This window comes from Hymenobacter daeguensis (assembly GCF_054780555.1).
The window spans coordinates 1-20,097 of the sequence record NZ_BAAGWC010000008.1 but is presented as its reverse complement, the minus strand read 5'-3'; the positions used below and the strand labels follow the sequence as shown (position 1 = coordinate 20,097).

Sequence of the window (20,097 nt, the reverse complement as noted above, 5' to 3'; positions counted from 1 at the left end):
TGCCAAGGCGCCATTTGCGGGGCAGTGCTGCGGACCCCGGCTAGCGGTAGCGGTCCAGCGGGTCAGCGCCGGGGCTTTGCTCGCGCACCAGCCGCTCGTATTCGCGCTGGGTGCGCTGCTCGCGGCTCATGCCTGTGCTGCCGTAGGCCGCAATGCCGTTCATCACCAGGCCAAAGCCCCAGAACGCGGTGGTCCAGATGGGCCAGGGAATGCCGCCGTAGTGGCGGCTGGTGAGGGCCCAAATCACCCACAGCATCGCATTTATCACCAGGTAGGTGACCAGGTGCGATTGAAACTTGGCGCGGGCTTTGGCCTTTTGCCACAGGTAGGGGTCGCGTTGCAGGGTTTCCATGGGTGTGGGGATGAAGTTGGTTGGAATTGATGGTCAAAGCTCGTTTTTCGTCGCGCTGCCGGCAAGTTATTGTTGCCGAACGGTTGTTAGCGGCTGCTCAAGCGTCATTTGGTGGTCCTGAACTGTATCACTTCCCAAGCGCGGCTAGGCGATGTAAGCACTGAATCGCCCGCCCGTACTTTGCATTACACCTTTCCCAAATTTTCCAGGCATGGCTTCTCCCCTTTCCACCCGCATTCAGCTTATGCAGGGCGACATCACCCGCCAGCCCGTGGCGGCCATCGTCAACGCCGCCAATTCCAGCCTGCTCGGCGGCGGCGGGGTCGATGGGGCCATTCACCGCGCCGGCGGCCCGCAGATTCTGGAAGAATGCCGCGCCATCCGGGCCCGGCAGGGCGGCTGCAAAACCGGCGAGGCCGTCATCACCACCGGCGGGCGGCTGCCGGCGGCGCACGTCATCCACACGGTGGGCCCGGTCTGGAACGGCGGCCACAAAGGCGAGCCCGCGCTACTGGCCAGCTGCTACCGCAACAGCCTGCGCCTGGCCGAAGAAAACCACCTGGAAAGCGTAGCCTTCCCCGGCATCAGCACGGGCATCTACGGCTACCCCAAAGCCGAAGCCGCCGCCATTGCCGTGCACGAAGTGCGGCAGTGGCTGGCGGCCCATGCGTTTCCGCAAACGGTGGTATTCGTGGCCTTTGATGCGGAAAACCAGCGGCTCTACGAGCAGGCGCTGGGGGCTGTTGAATAGCCAAAAGCAAGCCGGTCGTCCAGAGCGCCGCCCCAAAAACGTGCTACGCCAGCTCGCCCACGCCTTCCACGCGCTCGGCCACCTGCTTCATCAGCCACAGCGGGGTGCTGGTGGCGCCGCAAATGCCCACGGTGTGCGCCCCGGCCAGCCACTCGTCTTCAATCTCCGTTTCGTTTTCGATGAAATAGCTGCGCGGATTTTTCGCATTCACTACCGAAAACAGGGCCTTGCCGTTGGAGCTTTTGCGGCCGCTCACGAAGAGCACCACGTCGTACTCGACGGCAAACTTGGCCAGGGCGGGCTCGCGGTTGCTCACCTGCCGGCAAATGCTGTCGTTGGCGTCAAAGCTGTCCAACTCGCCGCCGGCCGCCAGGATGCGCGCCTCCATCAGGGCCTTCATCTTGTAGAAGCCGGCCGTGCTTTTGGTGGTCTGGCTGAACAAGGTGACGGGGCGCGAAAAGTCAATCTGGTCGAGGTCGGCCTCGTTCATCACGATGATGGCGCGGTTGCCGGTCTGGCCCGTGAGGCCGGCCACTTCGGCATGGCCGGGCTGGCCGTATATCACAATCTGGCCGTCCTGGCGCTGGCTCAGGTCGAAGGCGTGCTTCACACGGTTTTGCAGCTTGAGCACCACCGGGCAGCTGGCATCAATCAGCTCCAGGTTGTTTTGCAGGGCCAACTGGTAGGTTTCGGGCGGCTCGCCGTGGGCCCGGATGAGGACTTTGGTATCGTGCAGCCCGGCCAGCTGCTCACGGTCGATGATGCGCAGGCCCTGCTTGTGCAGGCGCTCCACTTCCATGCTGTTGTGCACAATATCGCCGAGGCAATACAGCGTTTCTTCGTGCGCCAACTCATCCTCGGCCATCTGAATGGCGAATTCTACGCCGAAGCAGTAGCCGGAATTTTTATCAATCGTGACCTTCATGCTGTGCCTTTAACATCACTGCGGCGGCGAGGAGTTCGCCGGGCGCAAAGGTACGGCGGCCGGGCGGGGTTGCACATTGGCCGGGCAAAAAGGCGCGTCATGCCGAGCGCTGCCAAAGCAGTGTCCTAGTCCCAGCCCGCCGCAAACAGCGCCGACGACACGCGGTCCAGCACGAAATCGACCTGCTCGGTGATGGTGATGTGCGTGGTGTCGAGCAGCACGGCATCGGGGGCGCGGCGCAGGGGGCTTTCGGCGCGGGTCGAGTCGAGGTAGTCGCGCTTGCGCAGGTTCTCGATGATGTCGGCCAGGGGCACGATTTCGCCTTTGGCGGCCAGCTCGTCCTGGCGGCGCTGGGCGCGCAGCTCCACTTCGGCCGTCATGAAGATTTTGACCTCCGCATCGGGAAAAACGGTGGTGCCGATGTCGCGGCCGTCCATCACCACGCCGCGCTTGCGGCCCATTTCCTGCTGCTGGGCCACCATAGCGTGCCGCACCATCGGAATGACCGACACCTCGCTCACGGAGTTGGAAATCCGCATCTGGCGAATGTCGTCCTCGCGGTTGGCGCCGTTCAGAAACAGCTCGTTGCGGCCCGTGCGGGGGTTGCGGCGGAAGCTGATGCTGATTTCGTGCAGCGCCTGCTCGATGCGGGCCAAATCGTCGAAACCGATTTGTTGTTCGAGCAGGTACAGCGTCACGGCGCGGTACATGGCGCCGGTGTCCACGTAGGCGTAGTGCAGGAGGTTGGCCACGGCCTTGGCCGTGGTGCTTTTGCCACAGGAAGAGTAGCCGTCAATGGCGATAACGAGTTGTTTCATAACGACGCGAGCGGCCATTGGCCCCGCAAGATTACGAAATCCAACCCTTACGAACGGCAGGCGGGGTCTTCAGCCGCTGCGGAACCGAGGCAAAAAAGGCCGCCACGGAGGCGCTTTCTCCCTCATTCAGTTGCGCATCGACCAAATGAAAGGGGTTAAAAAAAAATCGGTTGGCCAGTCCGATGCCGGTGCTGCCGTCCTTGCCGGTGCCCCATTCGCCCCGGTACACCTGCACCAGGCACTGCCCCAGAAAACAGCCCAACGCCATGATGACGCCCGGCCGCTCGGCCGGCCCCAATTGGCCGCGCTGGGCCTGAATGAAGTTGGCCAGGTGGGCCACGCCTTCGGCATCGAAGGCTTTTAGGTTGAGCTGCTGGCGCACCTGCTCGGCGGCGGCGGTTATCGTATCGAGGGGGGATTGCGGGGTGTCGTCGGGCATAGATAGCGTAGATAATAACCTAACAGGCGGCGCGTGACGCCGGATTCGCAACGGGCTGAAGTCAGCAAATTACGGCTCAGCCATAAAACAGCCCGCAACGCCCGCCGCCCAAAAGCAGCGGCTGGCCGCCGGGCTTTGCGGGCGCAAGGTAGGCCCCCCGCCCGCAGCCGCCGCGCTAATTCAGCCCGGCCTTTTTGTCGGCCACGTATTCGGCCAGCACCTTTTGCACCTTCTCGGCGGTGATGAAGGCCCAGCTTACGCTTTTCACCAGCTTCTTATCATCGGCAATAATGGGCTCCACAATGGTCCGAATGCGGCTGCCCGATTTGGGCAGGCTCAGCCAGTGCGGGTCGTCGTCGCGCTTGACGAACCAGACCCTGCTCATCTCATACTCCGTCACCTGCGACTTGTACGCCCCGCCCACCCAGCCGGAACCGGTAAACGCCCGCGCCCCGTCGTAATGCACGGCATCGTCGCGCCGCATGGTGCCCGTGAAGTGGTAGAGCGCAAAACCCGGCCCCACCACGCCCACCCGCACGAAGGCAATTCGATATTCCTGCTCGTCTTCGCCCACAGCTACTTTGAAGTCCTTCAGCACGATGAAGGAATCCTGCTGCATCACGAAGCTGCTCACCTCCAGCGGGGTATATACTTTTCTGGCTTCCTTGTCAACGGCCACAATCTTATTGTAGTCGAGGTACACCAGCGGCACCGCGAGCGTGCTGCCGCTCAGCAGGTGAATGCGGCCGGGCACGGCCGGGGGCAGCTTCTTGGGCAGCGGCGGGGCCGTCTGGGCCCGGGCTGCCGGAACCAGTTGAACAAAGGCCATTGCCAGGGCGGCAAGGCCCAGTGCAGCAATTTTCATACAGCGCGGCGGGTATATCGTTTCGGCGAATATAGGCCGCGCGCTACCCTGCCGCTAGTGCCCGCAGGGGCAGGGCACCGATTTGCCGCCGCTGTGGTGCTTGTACCAGGCGGTTTTTTTCTGCTGCGCGGTGCGGCGGGCGCAGCCGCCCTCGGCCAGCAGCAGCGGCAGCACGAGCAGCATAAGGACAAGGTTCTTTTTCACCGGAAACTGGTTTTTTGTCAAATATAAGGTTCTTTGCCTGCGCAAAACCGGCACTGGGTCGGTTTCTTCCCCGCCCACTGCTCTGCTTATGCCTGCCGATTTCTCGCTCACCGCCAACGTCGTCGACTTATTTGCCCGTTCCATTCAACCAGCCGTTATTCAGATTGAAAACGGCCGCATTGCCGCCATTGCGCCCATTGCCGAGGCCGAAGCGGACCCGGCGCTGCCCTACGTGCTGCCCGGCTTCGTCGATGCCCACGTCCACGTCGAAAGCTCGCTGCTGGTGCCCACCGAGTTTGCGCGCCTGGCCGTAACGCACGGCACCGTGGCCACGGTATCCGACCCACACGAAATCGGCAACGTGCTGGGCGTGGCCGGCGTGGAGTTCATGCTGGAAAACGCGGCGCACTCGCCGTTCAAGTTCTGCTTTGGCGCGCCCAGCTGCGTGCCGGCCACGCCATTCGAGACGGCCGGGGCCGAAATCACGGCTCAGGACATTGCCAAGCTGTTCGAAAACCCCAAAATCGGCTACCTGGCCGAGATGATGAACTGGCCCGGCGTGCTGCACCGCGACGCCGACGTGATGCAGAAAATTGCCCTCGCCCACGCCGCCGGCCGCCCCGTGGACGGCCACGCCCCCGGCCTGCGCGCCGACGATGCCGCCCACTACGCCAGCGCCGGCATCAGCACCGACCACGAGTGCTTCACGGCCGCCGAGGCGCTCGACAAGCTGGCCGTGGGCATGAAAATCCTTATTCGCGAAGGCTCGGCGGCGCGCAATTTCGACGCCCTCATCGAGCTGATGCCCGAGCACTACCACCACCTCATGTTCTGCTCCGACGACAAGCACCCCGATACACTCGTCCTCGGCCACATCAACCAGCTGGTGCAGCGGGCCGTGGCGCTGGGCCACGACGTGTTCAGCGTGCTGCGCGTGGCCTGCATCAACCCCGTGAAGCACTACCACCTGCCGGTGGGCCTGCTGGGCGAAGGCGACCCGGCCGACTTCATCGTGGTAAGGGACTTGCGCGATTTCGAGGTGCTGCAGACGTACCTCAATGGCGAGCTGGTGGCCGAGAACGGGAAGTCGCTGCTGCCCGCCGCGCCCATTGCCGTGGTCAACAATTTCCACGCCCGGCCCGTGACGGCGGCCGATTTTCAGCTGCCCACCGCGAAAGATTCGGCCACGCTGCGCGTTATCGAGTGCTTCGATGGGCAGCTCATTACGGCCCGCGTCGATTTGCCGGCCACCATCGAAAACGGCTTCGTGGTGCCCAGCGTGGCCGATGACGTGCTCAAGCTGGCCGTCATCAACCGCTACCAGCCGCAGGTGGCGCCGGCGCTGGCGTTCATCCAGGGGTTCGGCCTGAAGCACGGTGCGCTGGCCAGCAGCGTGGGCCACGACTCGCACAACATCACCGCCGTGGGCTGCGACGACGCAAGCCTGGCCCGCGCCGTAAACCTCGTGATTGAAGCCAAAGGCGGCCTGGCCGCCGTGGGCGCCGACGGCCAGGAAATACTGGTGCCGCTGCCCGTGGCCGGCCTCATGTCGGACCAGGACGGGCAGTCGGTGGCCGCGGCCTACGCCGCCGTCGATGCGCTGGCCAAGCAGCTGGGCTCGCCGCTGGGCGCCCCGTTTATGACGCTTTCGTTTATGGCGCTGCTGGTAATTCCCAGCCTCAAGCTGAGCGACAAAGGCTTGTTCGACGGGCAGCAGTTCACGTTTGTGGACGCAGTGGCGTAGCTGCCCGCGCAATTTCTGGCGTTGTTTCTGCGTATGGGTGCGGGGCTTGTCGCCGCCCGCCATCAGAACGGTTTCACCAGCTGGCCGTTCTACACAGCGGGCGGGGGCAAGCCCCGCTCCTACTCCGCCCTTCATGAAACTGCTGCTCCGTCTTATACCGCTGCTGCTGCTGGCCTCCCTGCCCGCCGCCGCGCAGAAATACCGCACCGCCGCCGGCCTGCGCAGCGACGGCAGCAACTACGGCCTCACCGTTCAGCAGGTGTTTCTGCCCAAGGCCACGCTGGAAGGCCTGGCCATGTTTGCGCCCCGCGAGCGCAGCGCCACGCTCCTGGCCGAGCGACATTTCGGCATTCTCGGCCCCAGCCTGAACTACTATTTCGGCGCGGGCGGCCACTACGGCCGCAACAAAGACGACGGCGACTTCTGGGGTTTCGACGGCATCATCGGGGCCGAGTATAAAATTGCCTTCATCCCGTTCGTCGTTTCCCTCGATTTCAAGCCGACCATCGAATACGGCTCGGCCGACTGGAACCGGTTTCCGACCGCATTTTCCATCCGCTATATTTTCGTCAGGAAGAAAAAGGAGGGGATTTTCCGGGTGCTGGATAAGCTATAAAAAAGCCCCGATGCTGTAGCAGCACCGGGGCTTTTCACGTTACGAGGGCAGTTGCGGAGCACAAGGCGGATTGATTCGCGCTGTTCGCAATGGCAGGCTACTGAAACCGCTTTTCCAGCAGCTTGCGCATCTTTTCTTCGGTGAGGGGCTTGGTGAGGTACTCCACGTTGGGGTACTGGGCCACGCGGGCGGTATCGGCGCCGTGCATCGACGTGGTGAGCACGGCCATTACGGTCTGGTCCTGCACGGGTTTGGGCAGCGCGTTGTAGAGCTCCAGAAACTCGAAGCCGGACACGCCGGGCATCTTCAGGTCCACAAACACCAGGTCGGGCGCGGGCACGGCGCTGTCGCTCGTGTTGTCGCCCCATAGCTGTTCAAACGCCTCGTCGGCGCGCGAGAACGTGCTGACGTGCTGCGCCACCGCCAGCCGGCCCAGCAGCCGGTTGTTGAGGAAGCTGGTGGTTTCGTTGTCGTCAACGAGTACGATATGATTCAAATTTGCGGACATTGATAGACGGTTATTTTTAGAGCTTACGAAGATACCAATTGCAGCTTCTTTCCACAATGGTGCAGCTTACTTACAGCCAGCCCTGGGCGCGCATCCAGTCGTCGTTGTAGATTTTGCCGAGGTAGCGCGTGCCGTGGTCGGGCAGCACAATCACCATCGTGTCGTCTTCTTTCAGGTGCTCGCGGGCGTACTCCAGCGCCCCAAAAACGGCCGAGCCGCAGCTCCAGCCCACAAATAAGCCTTCTTCCTTGGCCAGGCGGCGCGTCATCACGGCCGCGTCCTGGTCGGTCACTTTGATGAACAGGTCGATGACATCGAAGTCCACGTTTTTGGGCAGAATGTCTTCGCCGATGCCTTCGGTTTTGTAGGGATAGATTTCGTTTTTATCGAAGATGCCGGTTTCCTTGTATTTCTTGAACACCGAGCCGTAGGTATCGAGCCCCACCGTTACGATGGCCGGGTTCTGCTCCTTCAAATACTTGCTCACGCCGCAGATGGTGCCGCCCGTGCCCACGCCGGCCGCCCAGTGCGTGATTTTGCCCTCGGTCTGCTGCCAGATTTCGGGGCCGGTGGTGTCGTAGTGCGCGGCGGCGTTCGAAAGGTTGTCGTATTGGTTGGGGTAGAAGGAGTTGGGCGTTTCGGCGTTGAGGCGGCGGGCCACGGAGTAGTAGCTGCGCGGGTCTTCGGGGGCCACGTCCACGGGGCACACCACCACCTGGGCACCCACGGCGCGCAGGATGTCCTGCTTTTCCTTGCTCTGCTTGTCGCTCATCACGAAGATGGTTTTGTAGCCTTTCGCAATGGCGGCCAGCGCCAGGCCCATGCCGGTGTTGCCGCTGGTGCCCTCGATGATGGTGCCGCCCGGCTTGAGAATGCCCGCTTTCTCGGCATCCTCAATCATGCGGATGGCCATGCGGTCCTTCACCGAGTTGCCGGGGTTGAAATACTCGACTTTGGCCAGGATGGTGCCTTTAATGCCTTTGCTTACGCTGTTGAGCTTGACGAGCGGCGTGTGGCCAACGGCGTCGATGACGTGGTTGAAATACATCGAAAATGAATGGTGGGATTTTGGGGTGAGACAGCAAAGGTAGGAATTTAGCAGGCGGGACGGGGCTGGCGTCTGTCATCCTGAGCGCAGCGCAGGACCTTGCCGCCGCTGAACAGCCTGTGGCAATCCTCATTTAAAGCAGGCAGAACAGACGTGAACAGGTCCTGCACTGTGCTCAGGCTGAGAGATGGTTCGCCGATGATATACACCGGCCTTGCCCTAGCCCCAAAATGCCCTACTTTTGCAGCACCGCTGCCCGACCGGGCGGCCGCCCCACTTCATCAACACCCAAAAACACCTCCGAATGAGCGTTCTGGTCAATAAAGATTCCAAGGTTATCGTGCAGGGCTTCACCGGCTCCGAGGGCTCGTTCCACGCCCAGCAGATGATGGACTACGGCACCAACGTGGTGGGCGGCGTGACGCCCGGCAAAGGCGGCTCCGAGCACCTGGGCCGTCCCGTGTTCAACACCGTGGCCGAGGCCGTGGAGAAGGCCGGCGCCGACACCACCATCATTTTCGTGCCCCCGGCTTTCGCCGCCGACGCCATCATGGAAGCCGCTGACGCGGGTATCAAGGTGATTATCACCATCACCGAAGGCATCCCGACCAAGGACATGATTGCCGTGAAGCAGTACCTCTCGGAGCGTCCCAACGTCACGATGATTGGGCCGAACTGCCCCGGCGTGATGACCGCCGGCGAGTGCAAAGTGGGCATCATGCCCGGCTTCATCTTCTCGAAAGGCAAAATCGGCATCGTGTCCAAGTCGGGCACGCTGACCTACGAAGCCGTGGACCAGCTCACCAAAGCCGGCCTGGGCCAGACCACGGCCATCGGCATCGGCGGCGACCCCATCATCGGCACCACCACCAAGCAGGCGGTGGAGCTGCTCATGAACGACCCCGAAACCGAAGGCATCGTGATGATTGGCGAAATCGGCGGCGGCATGGAAGCCGAAGCTGCGCGCTGGATTAAGGAAACCGGCAACAAGAAGCCCGTGGTGGGCTTCATCGCCGGCCAGACGGCCCCTCCCGGCCGCCGCATGGGCCACGCCGGCGCCATCGTAGGCGGTGCCGACGACACGGCCGCTGCGAAAATGGCCATCATGCGCGAGTGCGGCATCCACGTGGTGGATTCGCCCGCCGAGATTGGCGACACCATGCTGCGCGTGCTGGGCGGCAAATAGCCCTCGTTTTTCAGCTGGACTATATTTACTGAATCGGTAGCAGTCGGAGTATTGTACTTCGGCTGCTACCGATTTCTTTTGTTGCCTCCCTTACCTACCCTGCATGAGAAAAATCTTTACTCCAATTGTTTGTGGCCTGCTTATCAGCTTGGTGCTGTTGCAGAGCTGCGCTACCATCATCTCCGGTTCCCGGCAGTCAATGCACATCTCGGGGCAGCCGGAGGGCAGCGCGTATTACGTCAACGACAAGGCCATCAAAGCCCGGCCGGTAGCTTCAGCGCCTGGCACCGTAAGCGTACTGCTCAAGCGCAAGGGCACCTCGGAGCTCAAAGTGAAGCACGAAGGCTACAAGGACTACAACGAGGCGCTGACGGCCGACCGGCCCAACCCCGTTGCCTACCTCGACTTTCTGGGTCTGGTGCTGGTCATTCCGTTTATTGTCGGCTACTTCGTGGATGCGGGCACCGGGGCCGGGCGCAAGTTCAGCAAAACCGACGTGCACGCCGTCATGCCGCGGCTGAACAAGGCGGTGGCGGGCAGCCCCAGCATTCAGGCCGGGCCCATCAATGTGCGAATTAAGGGCGGCGAAAAAATGGGCAATTTCTACATCGTGAACGAGCCAACGGATGTGCTGTACTTCGGCAAGTCGCTCGACGTGGATGCCGGCAACCTCCGCAACAACGTCAATACCACCCTCAAGGACCTGGGCTACACCGTGCCCGGCGGCGAAGACCGCAGCGTGTTCTCAACCAACTCCACCGCGCGCTATACGCTCCAGGGAGAGATGCACGAGATAAAATACGATGTCATGGCCACCAATAAGTACGTGGATTTTGCCCATTACTCCACCAACTGCAAGGTTGCGGTCACCTGGAAACTGGTTAACCAGGCCCGGCAGACGGTGGCCGAGCAGAAGACAACCGGCTCCAGCATCAAGGCCGAAAAAGGCGGCAGCGCTGCTCTCGAAGATGCCTTCGACAACTCGCTGCTGACTTTCCTGGAGAATAAAGACGTGGCAACGGCCCTGTCGAAGACCAGCAGCGGCAGCGACAAGGTGGCGACCAGTACCGAGCCGCTGGCAGCCATTACGCTGCACCGCGCCGCCGCCGCCAAGCCCACGAGCGACAATGGCGTGGCCCAGGCCGCCCGGAGCGTCGTCGTGGTGGAAACCAGCGACGGGCATGGCAGCGGCTGCATCATCTCGGGCGATGGCTACATCGTCACCAACGCCCACGTGGTGGGCGATGCGCGCGAGGTAAAAGTGCTGCTGGCCGATGGCGTGCCCGCCAAAGGCAGGGTGGTGCGCGTGAATGCGGAGATGGACCTGGCGCTAATCAAAACGGATTCCGATGGCCTGACCGCCTTCCAATTGCCGGCCGCGAGCGTGGCCGAGATTGGCGCTGATGCATTCGCCATCGGCACGCCCGCCGACAAGGAACTGAGCCAGACGGTGACGAAAGGCATCATCAGCGGGCGGCGCAAGATTGACGGCCACGCGCTGCTGCAAACCGACGTGAGCATCAACGGCGGCAACAGCGGCGGGGCCCTGGTCGGCCGCTCGGGCCAGCTGCTGGGCATTGTGAATGCCAAGCTGGTGGGCCGCGGCGTCGAGGGCATCGGCTTCGCCATTCCGGCCGAGCAGGTAGCCGACGCCTTGCAGCTCAAATTCGTGGATTAAACAGGAAGTATTTCCGGCCTAAAAAAGGCCCTGGCTTCTGCCAGGGCCTTTTTTGATACCCTATTCGTCCAGCGTCGTGTTCTTGTCCAAATTGATGACGATGCCAATCTGAAACACCGAATTAGCCGCTTTCAGGTACTTGTTGTTGCGGAAGCCGAAAATCTGGCCGCTCATGAGCTGCAGCTGCACGGGGCCGGCAATCTGGGTGCGGGTGAAGGTGATGGGCTCGAAGAAGACGTTGTTTTCGCCGGGGGCGGCCAGGCCGTCGATGGTGAAGTTGTTGAGCTGCATGTAGCTCAGGCGCATGGCCGCCCCGTAGGTGAGCGGGAAGTCGCGGTGAAAGAGGTGCAGGCTGTTTTGCTTCTTCTTGGCATAGTTCACCTGGGCGAATATCTTGGACAGGCTGCCGTCGAGGGTGCGGGTGGTGAGCTGGGCGTCGTTGCGCTCGATGCGCTGGGTAGCGCCGCCGCCGCCGCCCACGTACACTTCGAGCACGCGCTTGTCGGGCAGGCGGGTGAAGTAGCCCAGGCTGGCTTCGCCGAAGTCGATGTTTTCGGTCTTGTCGGATTTTTTGCGGTGCAGGGAGGAAAAAGTGCCCGCCACCGCGAGGTGGTTGGTGAGGCCGTAGGCCCCTTGCAGGGCGTAGTTGGTGTGCTGGTTGGTGCTCACGGTGCCGTAGAACTCGCCCTGGTGCGTGAGCATGGGCGCGTGCGGCGGCGGCGGAAAGTAAAGCGAAGCGCAGCCCGGGAGGCCAGTAAGGACAGGCAAAACGGCTAAACGCAGCAAGTGCTTCATGGGGCGGGGCGTGGTGAGCAAGGGCCAGGCAACGCCTGAGCCGGCAATTTCGTGCTTCTGCCGGACTTTCCGGCGGATTTCACTCGCGGCGGTCAGTCGCAAGGGCAAGCCGGGCCGTATGTAGGAGCCAACCTCACCCCGCCCGCTATGCCCGCCGATTCGTTTGATGCCATTATTATTGGAGCCGGCCAGGCGGGTACGCCGCTGGCCTACGCCCTGGCCGAAGCCGGCCGGAGTGTGGCCATGATTGAGCGCGAGGCGCTGGGCGGGTCGTGCATCAACTACGGCTGCGCACCCACCAAGGCGCTGCTGGCCTCGGCCCAGCGGGCGCACCACGTGCGCACGGCCGGCGAGCTGGGCATCAAGGCACCGGAGCCGGAAATTGACTTCGCGGCCGTGATTGAGCGCATGCACCGCCTGCGCCAGAACTCGCGCGACAGCCTGCACCGCAAGCTGACGGAGGACCGCGACGGCATCACGCTCATTCGCGGGCGGGCGCAATTCACAGCTCCGCACACGCTACGGGTGGCGCTGGTGGGCGGCGGCGAGCAGCAGGTCACGGCCCCGCTCATCTTCATCAATACCGGCACCAGGGCGGCCGTGCCTGACATTGAAGGGCTGGCCGACAGCGGCTACCTCACCAGTGACGCGCTGCTGCTGCACCTCACGGAGCAGCCCGAGCACTTGCTCATCATGGGCGGCAGCTACATTGGGGTGGAGTTTGGCCAGCTGTTTCGGCGGCTGGGCAGCCGCGTCACGGTCATCGACAGCAAGCCGCGCCTGATGGCCCGCGAAGACCCCGACGTGAGCCACCCGCTGGAAACCTGTCTCGCCGAGGCCGGCGTGGAGCTGGTGCTCAGCGCCGAAACCCGCCGCGTGAGCCGCGCCGCCGATGGCAGCATCACCCTCACCGTGGCCACCAAGCACGGCGAGCGCCGCCTGCACGGCAGCCACCTGCTGGTGGCCGTGGGCCGCGAGCCCAACACCCAAGCCCTGGGCCTCGAACACACCGGCATTAAGCTGGACGAAGACGGCTACATCGAAGTCAACGAGCACCTGCAAACCGGCACGCGCGGCGTGTATGCCCTGGGCGATGTGAAGGGCGGGCCGCAGTTCACCCACATTGCCTACGACGACTACCGCATTGTGCGCGACGCGCTGCTGCACCACGGCCGGCGCACCACCCACGACCGGCCCCTCCCCTACGTGGTGTTCACCGAGCCGCAGCTGGGCCGCATCGGCCTCTCGAAGAACCAGGCCAAAGAAAAAGGCATCCCCTACCGGGTGAGCCGGCTGCCGGCCCGCACCATCGGCCGGGCCGTGCAGACGGGCGAAACCGATGGCTTCGTGGAGGTGCTGGTGGGTGAGGATGACCGGCTGCTGGGCGCGGCCGTGTTCTGCGAGCAGGGCGGCGAAATCATGACCATGTTTCAGCTGGCGATGGCCGGCAAGCTGCGCTACCAGGAGCTGGAAGACATGATTCTGGCCCACCCCACCTGGGCCGAGGTGCTGAACAATGCCTTTCAGCGGCTGAAGCCGGGGGAATAAAATGGCTAGGCCAGTTGCTTGTCCTGCATGAATGCACGCACGGCGCGGGAGTCGTTCAGCACCTTCAGCACCACGAAGTGCAGCAGGGTGGTCAGGCTGTAGCCGAGGATGGGGCTGCCCCATTTCCAGGCGGTAAACAGAATGATGGCGCCGAAAATGAACTGCAGCCCGTTTACGAACAGGGCCAGGGTGATGGCGTGCCGCCACCGCCCAAACAGCAGCAGAATCATCAGCAGGTTCAGTGTCTGCCCGTGGCCGACATGGCCGGTTTCGCTCACAAACCACAGCTTGAAATGCGCCGGCAGCCAGGCGCTGAGCAGCATGCAAACCGATACCAGAAGAAGCAGGCGGAAACCTTGGCTGTTGATGTTCATGGCGAGGCAGGCGAATGGGCGGAAGGATACGTGAAGAAAAGAATTGGTCGAGAGAATTCAATGCTCCACTAGGGGCGGCAGAGAGAGAAACTCCCTCGGCTGGCGCGCGTCTGCGACGCGCTGCCGGGTGGCCTGTGGCTCGGGCCGTGCTTACGACTGCAACGTCAGCCAATACCCGAGCCGCAGGCTCGGCGCCAGTAGGCAGCGCGTCGCAGACGCGCGCCAGCCGAGAAGTCAACTATAATTTGATGCTCATCGATGCAGGTAATTTCCTCACTTCTTCATGACGCTTCGCCATACCATAGACGAAAGCAATCAAATGCTGGAAATCCTTCACTCTTTTATCTGTGCTGATGCATGCATCATCATATCTTATCAGCTTCTGTTTGCCATTTGCCCTAACAATCATAATAAAAAGTGAACTAGGTAGCATCTCTGCCTGGCACTTAACCTTAATTTCTTTGGGAAAGGAAGTATAATTAACCTTTAATAATTCTTTGTAAATGATAAGTTTTTCGCTTGCAGAAAATTTAAAGTTAATCGTAGAATCTGCAGGCTCGGCATCAGAGCCATCGGCATGTGTCCTAGAAACATCCCTACGCGAATACATTCCATAAAAAGTGTCTAAAGCATCTGTTCCATTGTTTAACCTGATAGCAAAATCGTTTGGAAGAACAACTTGCTTCGGACTATTAGTAGAGAATAAAGTGACGAATAATATTAGAATCAATTCCATATTTTGCATCGTTTAGAAAACCAAAACCCCCGCGCCAGCCTTGCAGCCGACGCGGGGGTTTCTGTTGGTGCTTAGGCAGCGGCCAAGCTACTACATATTCTTGATAATCTCCTGGCCGAATTCGCTCGTTTTGAGGAGGGTGGCGCCGTCCATCTGGCGTTCGAAGTCGTAGGTCACGCGCTTGCTGGCGATGGCGGCTTCGAGGCCTTTGTTGATGAGGGCGGCGGCTTCCTTCCAGCCCATGTACTCCAGCATCATCACACCGGAGAGGATGACGGAGCCGGGGTTCACCTTGTCCTGGTTGGCGTATTTGGGGGCCGTGCCGTGGGTGGCTTCGAAGATGGCGTGGCCGGTGAGGTAGTTGATGTTGGCGCCCGGCGCGATGCCGATGCCGCCCACAATGGCGGCCAGGGCGTCGGAGATGTAGTCGCCGTTCAGGTTCAGGGTAGCCACCACCGAATACTCGGCGGGGCGCAGCAGAATCTGCTGCAGGAAGGCATCGGCAATGCTGTCCTTGATGATGAGCTTGCCCTGCTCCACGGCCTGCTTCTGCAGGGCCTCGGCCACTTCCACGCCCTGCTTGGCCACGATTTTATCGTACTGCGCCCAGGTAAACACTTTGGGGCCAAACTCCTTCTCGGCCAGCTCGTAGCCCCAGGTTTTGAACGCGCCTTCGGTGAATTTCATGATGTTGCCCTTGTGCACGAGCGTCACCGAGGGCAGCTTGTTTTCGAGGGCGTACTTGATGGCGGCGCGCACGAGGCGCTCGGTGCCTTCCTTGCTCACCGGCTTGATGCCGAACGACGACGAATCGGGGAAGCGGATTTTCTTCACGCCCATCTCGTCCTGCAGGAATTCGAGCATTTTCTGGGCCTGGGGCGTGCCGTTCATGTACTCGATGCCGGCGTAGATGTCCTCCGTGTTTTCGCGGAAGATGACCATGTTGGTCAGCTCCGGGTGCTTCACCGGCGAGGGCACGCCGTCGTAGTAGCGCACGGGGCGCACGCAGGCGTAGAGGTCCAGCTCCTGGCGCAGGGCCACGTTGAGCGAGCGGATGCCGCCGCCCACGGGCGTGGTCAGCGGCCCTTTGATGCCCACGAGGTATTCGCGGAACGCATCGAGGGTTTCGTTGGGCAGCCAGTTGTTGGTGGCTTTGTAGGCTTTCTCACCGGCCAGCACTTCCTTCCACACCAGCTGCTTTTTGCCACCGTAAGCTTTTTCCACTGCGGCGTCGAACACCAGCCTGGAGGCGCGCCAAATGTCCGGCCCCGTCCCGTCGCCCTCGATGAAGGGAATGGTGGGTTTGTCCGGAACGGTCAGCTTGCCGTTTTTAATGGTGATTTTTTGCTCTGCCATGTGGGTATTCGTTTGTGTAAGTCTGTCATCCTGAGCGCAGCGAAGGACCTTATCGCGTCAGGGTCGTGGGAAATAATTCAACTGAGCGCAGGCGGGACAAGGGGCTTCGCTGTGCTCAGCATGACAATTAACGGGGCGGTTAATACCCGAAAATCTCCTTCAGCGTAAGCTGCTGCACCTGGCCGTACTTGGCCAGCTCCTTGAAATTCAGCCGTTCTTTCGAGCCGATGACCAGAATTACCTGGTTCTGGCCGTGAATCTTGGCTAGCTGAAACTTCTTCAACTCATCGAAAGTCATTTTCTGGGTGCTGGCATACACGTCGCGGCGGATGTCGTAGTCGAGGCCCAGGCGCTTGGCCCGCTCGTAGCTCAGCAGCACGTTGTTTTTGGTGATGCGCTCGGTGCTGATGCTGTTGCGGATGGCGTTTTTGGCGATTTCCAGGTTGGCTTCGGCCACCGGCATATCCGTCAGCAGGGCTTCCATGCCGGCCATGGCCTCGGGCAGCTTGTCGCTCTGCGTGCCGATGTAGCTCAGGTTGTAGTTGGACCGGCCCAGTTTGTCGGCATTGTTGTAGCCGGAGTAGGCCGAATAGGCCAGCGCCTTGCTCTCGCGCAAATCCTGGAACACGATGCTGCCCATGCCGCCGCCGAAATACTCGTTGTAGAGCGCCACCGTGGGGGCCAGTTCCTTGCTATACAGGTCGCCCTTGGTCAGGAACAGGATTTCGGCCTGCACCATGTTATAGTCCACCCAATAGACTTTTTTGTCTTTCAGCGGCTGCTCAACGAAGTCTTTCGCGGCCGGGGCGGGCGTAAGTTTAGCGGGGGTTTGGTGCAACTCATTCAGAATGGATTTAACACCTTTGATTCTGAAAGTGGGGCTGCCTGGATGGGCACTACTCACCATATTACTAGGCCCGAAATACAGCACCCGATGCTGGTACGACTCCAGCTTCTTAATCATGGCCGTAAGCTGCTCGGGCTTCAGAGCCTTTAGCTCTTTCTCACTTAGTACGTTGGTGAAGGGGTTTTTCGGGCCGTACTTCACGTAGTTCACCATCGCCTGATTCAGAATCACGCGCTTTTCGAGCTTGGCATCCTGGCGCTGCTTGAGCACGCCGGCCACCATGTCTTTCAGAGCCACGGCGTCGGGCTTGGGCGCGTTCAGCAACTGCTCAAACAGCTTCAGCGCGGGCTCCAGGTTGCTGTCGAGGCCGTTGAGGGTGACGAAAATGCGGTCGGGGCCGCTGCTCACATTGAAGGAGCAGCCCAGCTTGTAGAATTCCTGCTGCAGCTGCGCGGCGCTGTAGTTGCCGGTGCCGAGGTATTGCAGGTAATCGGAAGCGAGGCTCCAGCGCGGGTCGTTGTTCTTGCCCAGGTCGAAGACGTAGGACAGATTGAACAGGCCGTTTTCGTCGTTGTGGGTGTAGTACAGCGGCAGGTCGGGCTTGATTTCCGTTTCCTGAATGTCCTTTTTGTAGTCCACAAACACCGGCTGCAGCTCCGTGCTCGGCATGGCGGTGAGCTGCTTGTAGTAGGCCGAAGCCACATCGCGGTTGGCCGGCACGGGCGTGATGGCGGGCTTCACCACCTTCACCTTGTTGGGGTCGGTGCCGGTGCGCTTGAACACGGTCACGTAGTTTTCGCCGTAGTTGTCGTTGGCGAATTTTACGATTTCGGCTTTCGTGATTTTGCCGAAATCTTCCTGCTGCTCCAGGTAGTCCTTCCAGCTGATGCGCTCAATAAACGCCTCGTACATGGCGCTGGCGCGGGCCTCGTTGCTTTCGTAGCTTTTGGTGCGGGTCAGCTTCTCGTTGTTGATGATGGCCGGAATCAGCCAGTCGGGGAAGTTGCCGGCTTTCACCTTGGCCAGCTCGCCCAGCAGCAGGCGCTTCACATCATCGAGCTTCTGCCCCTGGCGCGGCGTCCCGTAGATGACGTGCGTGGAGTAGTCGTCGTTCATGTCCGTGAACGAGGCCGCTTCCAGTACCTTCTGCTGCTGGTTCAGGTCGAGGTCGATGAGGCCGGCCTGGCCGTTGGTCAGGATTTTGTCCAGCATCCGCAGGCGCACCGCATCTTTCGAGGCCTTGCCCGGCAGGCGGTAGCCCAGCATCACGTTTTCCGACGCCGGCCCCAGCACTTCCTTGGTAATGGGGGCCGTGATGGGCTTTTCGACGGGCGCGTTGAAAGCCGGCACCGGCTTGCTCGGCATCGCGCCAAAATACTTGTCGATAAGCCGGATGGTCTGGTCAAAATCCAGGTCGCCGCTCAGGCACAGTGCCACGTTGTTCGGCACGTAATACTCGCCGAAATACTTCTTAATCTCCGTGATGGACGGGTTTTGCAGGTGCTCAATCGTGCCGATGGTCGTCTGCGTACCGTAAGGGTGCGTGGGGTAGAGCGCCGCATTCAGTGCCTCAAACTCCTTATTGAAATCGGAATCCAAGCCGCGGTTTTTCTCCTCGTACACAGCCTCCAGCTCGGTGTGGAACAGGCGCGGCACCATCTCGCGCAGCCGCTCCGATTGAATGGCGGCCCACTTCTCCAGCTGGTTGCTCGGAATGTCCTCCTGATACACCGTTTCCTCGTTCGAGGTGTGCGCGTTGGAGCCCTTCGCGCCGATGGCGCCCATCACCTTGTCGTATTCGTTCGGCACGGCGTACTTAGCCGCTACGCCCGAGATGGAGTCAATCTGGTGGTAGGTACGCTTGCGGGCCGCCGGGTCGTTGCGCTGGCCGCGGTACACTTCGTAGAGCGCCTCAATCTTGTCGAGCTCTACTTTTTCCCTGGCCCAGTCCTGCGTGCCCAGCTGCGAGGTGCCCTTAAACACCATGTGCTCGAGGTAGTGCGCGAGGCCGGTGGCGGTGGCAGGGTCGTTTTTAGAGCCGGCGCGCACGGCCAGATAGGTCTGGATGCGCGGCGCGTCTTTGTAGTCGGACAGATAGACGGTCAGGCCGTTATCCAATTTATAGATACGCACGCCCAGCGGGTCGCCGGGCACCGATTCGTAGCGGTATTCCTTCGGGGCAGCGGGCGCGGCGGCGGTTGAAGCCGGGGCGGCGGCAGTGGCCGAAGTAGTAGCAGCCGGCTTGCTCGATTGGCATTGCGTGGTGAGGCCCAGTACCGCCAGGGCGGGAAACAGCAGCAAAAAGTTGTTTTTCACGAAAGTCGCGGGCGGGTAGCTGGGGGATTCAAAAAACAAAGGTAGCTGGGTGATAGGGGAATAAAAAACAAAATTTGGTCTTATCTTGGCAGATTGTTTCGTTGCCAGCCAGCCGCCGTATCAGCGCTAGCAAGCTTTCCCAATCGTTTGCAGGATTGCAGTGCCGATTTTGCAGCCCGCGCCCATCCACCGGCAGAGCCGCTCGGGCATCGTTCGGAGACGCGGACTACGCCCGCGCTACGCTAATAGTCGGCTTCCAGGCCCAGACGTTGCTTGGCCTCGCGCAGGGCGGGGAACCGCTCGGCCAGGTACTCGAATTTATCCGAAGTAGTATAGAGCCGTTTGGCCGTGGGAGCGGCCTCCGTCAGCACGGGCTGCACGCTGAGGCGGGGGTGGCCGGTGCGGCGGCGCAGGTCGGCCAGGAATTCTACCCGCATTTCGTTGAACTGGTCAATCTGAATGGGGTTATCGACGGCCAGCTCGATGCTGTGCTCGGCATTGGCCGTGACGGGGCGGTTCAGCACCCAATATTCGCTCATGCGGTCCTGAGCGCGGCGCTCTTCCGCTATTTCCTTCCACACCCGCTGTAGCAGCGCGGGGTCGATGGGCGCAATCGGGCCACCGGTATGCTGCGGCTCGGCCAACGCCGCCGCAGCCTGGGCCGACTGGCTGGCGGCGGCAGCAGCCCGGCTGCTCAGGTCCTTCAGGCTGGGGATTTTGCTGGCCAGGCTGGGAATTTTGGCAAAGGCCGCCTGTGGCGTGGCGCGCGGCGCGGGCTCAATTCCCTCGAAGCTGGGCACGCCGATTTCGACGTGCGGCAGCGTGTCGCGCATCTGGTGGCGCTCGGTGATGGCGGCGTCCGGGTCGGCCTCAATGCTGGGCGTGTCGTGCAGCTCGTCCACGCCGTTTTCCACGGGCAGCGGCTCGGGGCCATCGGCCGGGGCCGGGCCGGTGGCCACGGGCGGGCCGGCCGGCATGGGCAGCGGCGCGG

General features: G+C 61.5%; 18 protein-coding genes and 2 pseudogenes. 6 read left to right on the top strand and 14 right to left on the bottom strand.

Going from position 1 to position 20,097, the window contains the following annotated elements; all coding sequences use genetic code 11:
* Window positions 1-40: 40 nt before the first annotated feature.
* Window positions 41-352 carry a 2TM domain-containing protein gene (locus tag ACYVHT_RS10895; RefSeq protein ID WP_460551118.1) on the bottom strand — a complete coding sequence of 104 codons (312 nt, stop codon included), beginning with the start codon at window positions 350-352 and terminating at the stop codon, window positions 41-43.
* 211 nt (window positions 353-563) lie between these two features.
* On the opposite strand from ACYVHT_RS10895, the gene ACYVHT_RS10890 reads away from it, so the two are divergent.
* Window positions 564-1,103 carry a macro domain-containing protein gene (locus ACYVHT_RS10890; protein ID WP_460551115.1) on the top strand — a complete coding sequence of 180 codons (540 nt, stop codon included), beginning with the start codon at window positions 564-566 and terminating at the stop codon, window positions 1,101-1,103.
* Window positions 1,104-1,146: 43 nt separating this feature from the next.
* On the opposite strand, the gene ACYVHT_RS10885 is transcribed toward ACYVHT_RS10890, so the two are convergent.
* The 5 genes from ACYVHT_RS10885 to ACYVHT_RS10865 form a co-directional block, all read right to left on the bottom strand.
* Window positions 1,147-2,028, bottom strand: coding sequence for a 4-hydroxy-3-methylbut-2-enyl diphosphate reductase (locus tag ACYVHT_RS10885; RefSeq protein WP_460551113.1), 882 nt, complete (start codon window positions 2,026-2,028; stop codon window positions 1,147-1,149).
* Window positions 2,029-2,153: 125 nt separating this feature from the next.
* Window positions 2,154-2,846 (bottom strand): (d)CMP kinase, encoded by a 693-nt coding sequence (cmk, locus tag ACYVHT_RS10880; protein WP_460551111.1) that lies wholly within the window; start codon window positions 2,844-2,846, stop codon window positions 2,154-2,156.
* 31 nt (window positions 2,847-2,877) lie between these two features.
* Window positions 2,878-3,285 carry a hypothetical protein gene (locus ACYVHT_RS10875; protein ID WP_460551108.1) on the bottom strand — a complete coding sequence of 136 codons (408 nt, stop codon included), beginning with the start codon at window positions 3,283-3,285 and terminating at the stop codon, window positions 2,878-2,880.
* Between the two features lie 175 nt (window positions 3,286-3,460).
* Window positions 3,461-4,150 carry a hypothetical protein gene (locus ACYVHT_RS10870; protein ID WP_460551105.1) on the bottom strand — a complete coding sequence of 230 codons (690 nt, stop codon included), beginning with the start codon at window positions 4,148-4,150 and terminating at the stop codon, window positions 3,461-3,463.
* Between the two features lie 54 nt (window positions 4,151-4,204).
* A complete protein-coding gene (locus ACYVHT_RS10865) occupies window positions 4,205-4,354 on the bottom strand; it encodes a hypothetical protein (protein WP_460551102.1) in 150 nt (49 codons plus the stop codon).
* A gap of 88 nt (window positions 4,355-4,442) precedes the next feature.
* Here ACYVHT_RS10865 and ade point away from each other — a divergent pair, with 88 nt between their 5' ends.
* Both ade and ACYVHT_RS10855 read left to right on the top strand, forming a co-directional pair.
* Complete coding sequence (gene ade / locus ACYVHT_RS10860) at window positions 4,443-6,098, top strand: adenine deaminase (RefSeq protein WP_460551099.1); 1,656 nt, start codon at window positions 4,443-4,445, stop codon at window positions 6,096-6,098.
* 133 nt (window positions 6,099-6,231) lie between these two features.
* Window positions 6,232-6,714, top strand: coding sequence for a hypothetical protein (locus ACYVHT_RS10855; protein ID WP_460551097.1), 483 nt, complete (start codon window positions 6,232-6,234; stop codon window positions 6,712-6,714).
* Window positions 6,715-6,811: 97 nt separating this feature from the next.
* On the opposite strand, the gene ACYVHT_RS10850 is transcribed toward ACYVHT_RS10855, so the two are convergent.
* Entirely contained in the window at window positions 6,812-7,210 is a 399-nt protein-coding gene (locus ACYVHT_RS10850; RefSeq protein WP_460551095.1) for a response regulator, read from the bottom strand.
* A gap of 85 nt (window positions 7,211-7,295) precedes the next feature.
* A pseudogene (locus ACYVHT_RS10845) lies at window positions 7,296-8,270 on the bottom strand (PLP-dependent cysteine synthase family protein); the annotation flags it as partial.
* A gap of 304 nt (window positions 8,271-8,574) precedes the next feature.
* On the opposite strand from ACYVHT_RS10845, the gene sucD reads away from it, so the two are divergent.
* Window positions 8,575-9,456 carry a succinate--CoA ligase subunit alpha gene (sucD, locus tag ACYVHT_RS10840; RefSeq protein ID WP_460551093.1) on the top strand — a complete coding sequence of 294 codons (882 nt, stop codon included), beginning with the start codon at window positions 8,575-8,577 and terminating at the stop codon, window positions 9,454-9,456.
* Window positions 9,457-9,559: 103 nt separating this feature from the next.
* Complete coding sequence (locus ACYVHT_RS10835) at window positions 9,560-11,134, top strand: S1C family serine protease (RefSeq protein ID WP_460551091.1); 1,575 nt, start codon at window positions 9,560-9,562, stop codon at window positions 11,132-11,134.
* Window positions 11,135-11,194: 60 nt separating this feature from the next.
* Here ACYVHT_RS10835 and ACYVHT_RS10830 read toward each other — a convergent pair whose 3' ends face one another.
* Window positions 11,195-11,836, bottom strand: coding sequence for a hypothetical protein (locus ACYVHT_RS10830; RefSeq protein WP_460551089.1), 642 nt, complete (start codon window positions 11,834-11,836; stop codon window positions 11,195-11,197).
* A 240-nt stretch (window positions 11,837-12,076) separates the two neighbouring features.
* Here ACYVHT_RS10830 and ACYVHT_RS10825 point away from each other — a divergent pair, with 240 nt between their 5' ends.
* Window positions 12,077-13,477 (top strand): mercuric reductase, encoded by a 1,401-nt coding sequence (locus tag ACYVHT_RS10825; RefSeq protein WP_460551087.1) that lies wholly within the window; start codon window positions 12,077-12,079, stop codon window positions 13,475-13,477.
* Window positions 13,478-13,482: 5 nt separating this feature from the next.
* On the opposite strand, the gene ACYVHT_RS10820 is transcribed toward ACYVHT_RS10825, so the two are convergent.
* From ACYVHT_RS10820 to ACYVHT_RS10800, 5 genes and pseudogenes are all read right to left on the bottom strand, one after another.
* Window positions 13,483-13,851, bottom strand: a complete 369-nt coding sequence (locus tag ACYVHT_RS10820) for a hypothetical protein (protein ID WP_460551085.1) — start codon at window positions 13,849-13,851, stop codon at window positions 13,483-13,485.
* A gap of 238 nt (window positions 13,852-14,089) precedes the next feature.
* Window positions 14,090-14,587 (bottom strand): hypothetical protein, encoded by a 498-nt coding sequence (locus ACYVHT_RS10815; protein WP_460551082.1) that lies wholly within the window; start codon window positions 14,585-14,587, stop codon window positions 14,090-14,092.
* Between the two features lie 90 nt (window positions 14,588-14,677).
* Window positions 14,678-15,943: an isocitrate/isopropylmalate dehydrogenase family protein gene (gene icd, locus ACYVHT_RS10810; protein ID WP_460551079.1), complete on the bottom strand. Its 1,266-nt coding sequence runs from the start codon at window positions 15,941-15,943 to the stop codon at window positions 14,678-14,680.
* Window positions 15,944-16,082: 139 nt separating this feature from the next.
* Window positions 16,083-19,145, bottom strand: a complete 3,063-nt coding sequence (locus ACYVHT_RS10805) for a M16 family metallopeptidase (RefSeq protein WP_460551076.1) — start codon at window positions 19,143-19,145, stop codon at window positions 16,083-16,085.
* A gap of 203 nt (window positions 19,146-19,348) precedes the next feature.
* Window positions 19,349-20,097, bottom strand: a pseudogene (locus ACYVHT_RS10800) (DNA polymerase III subunit gamma/tau); the annotation flags it as partial.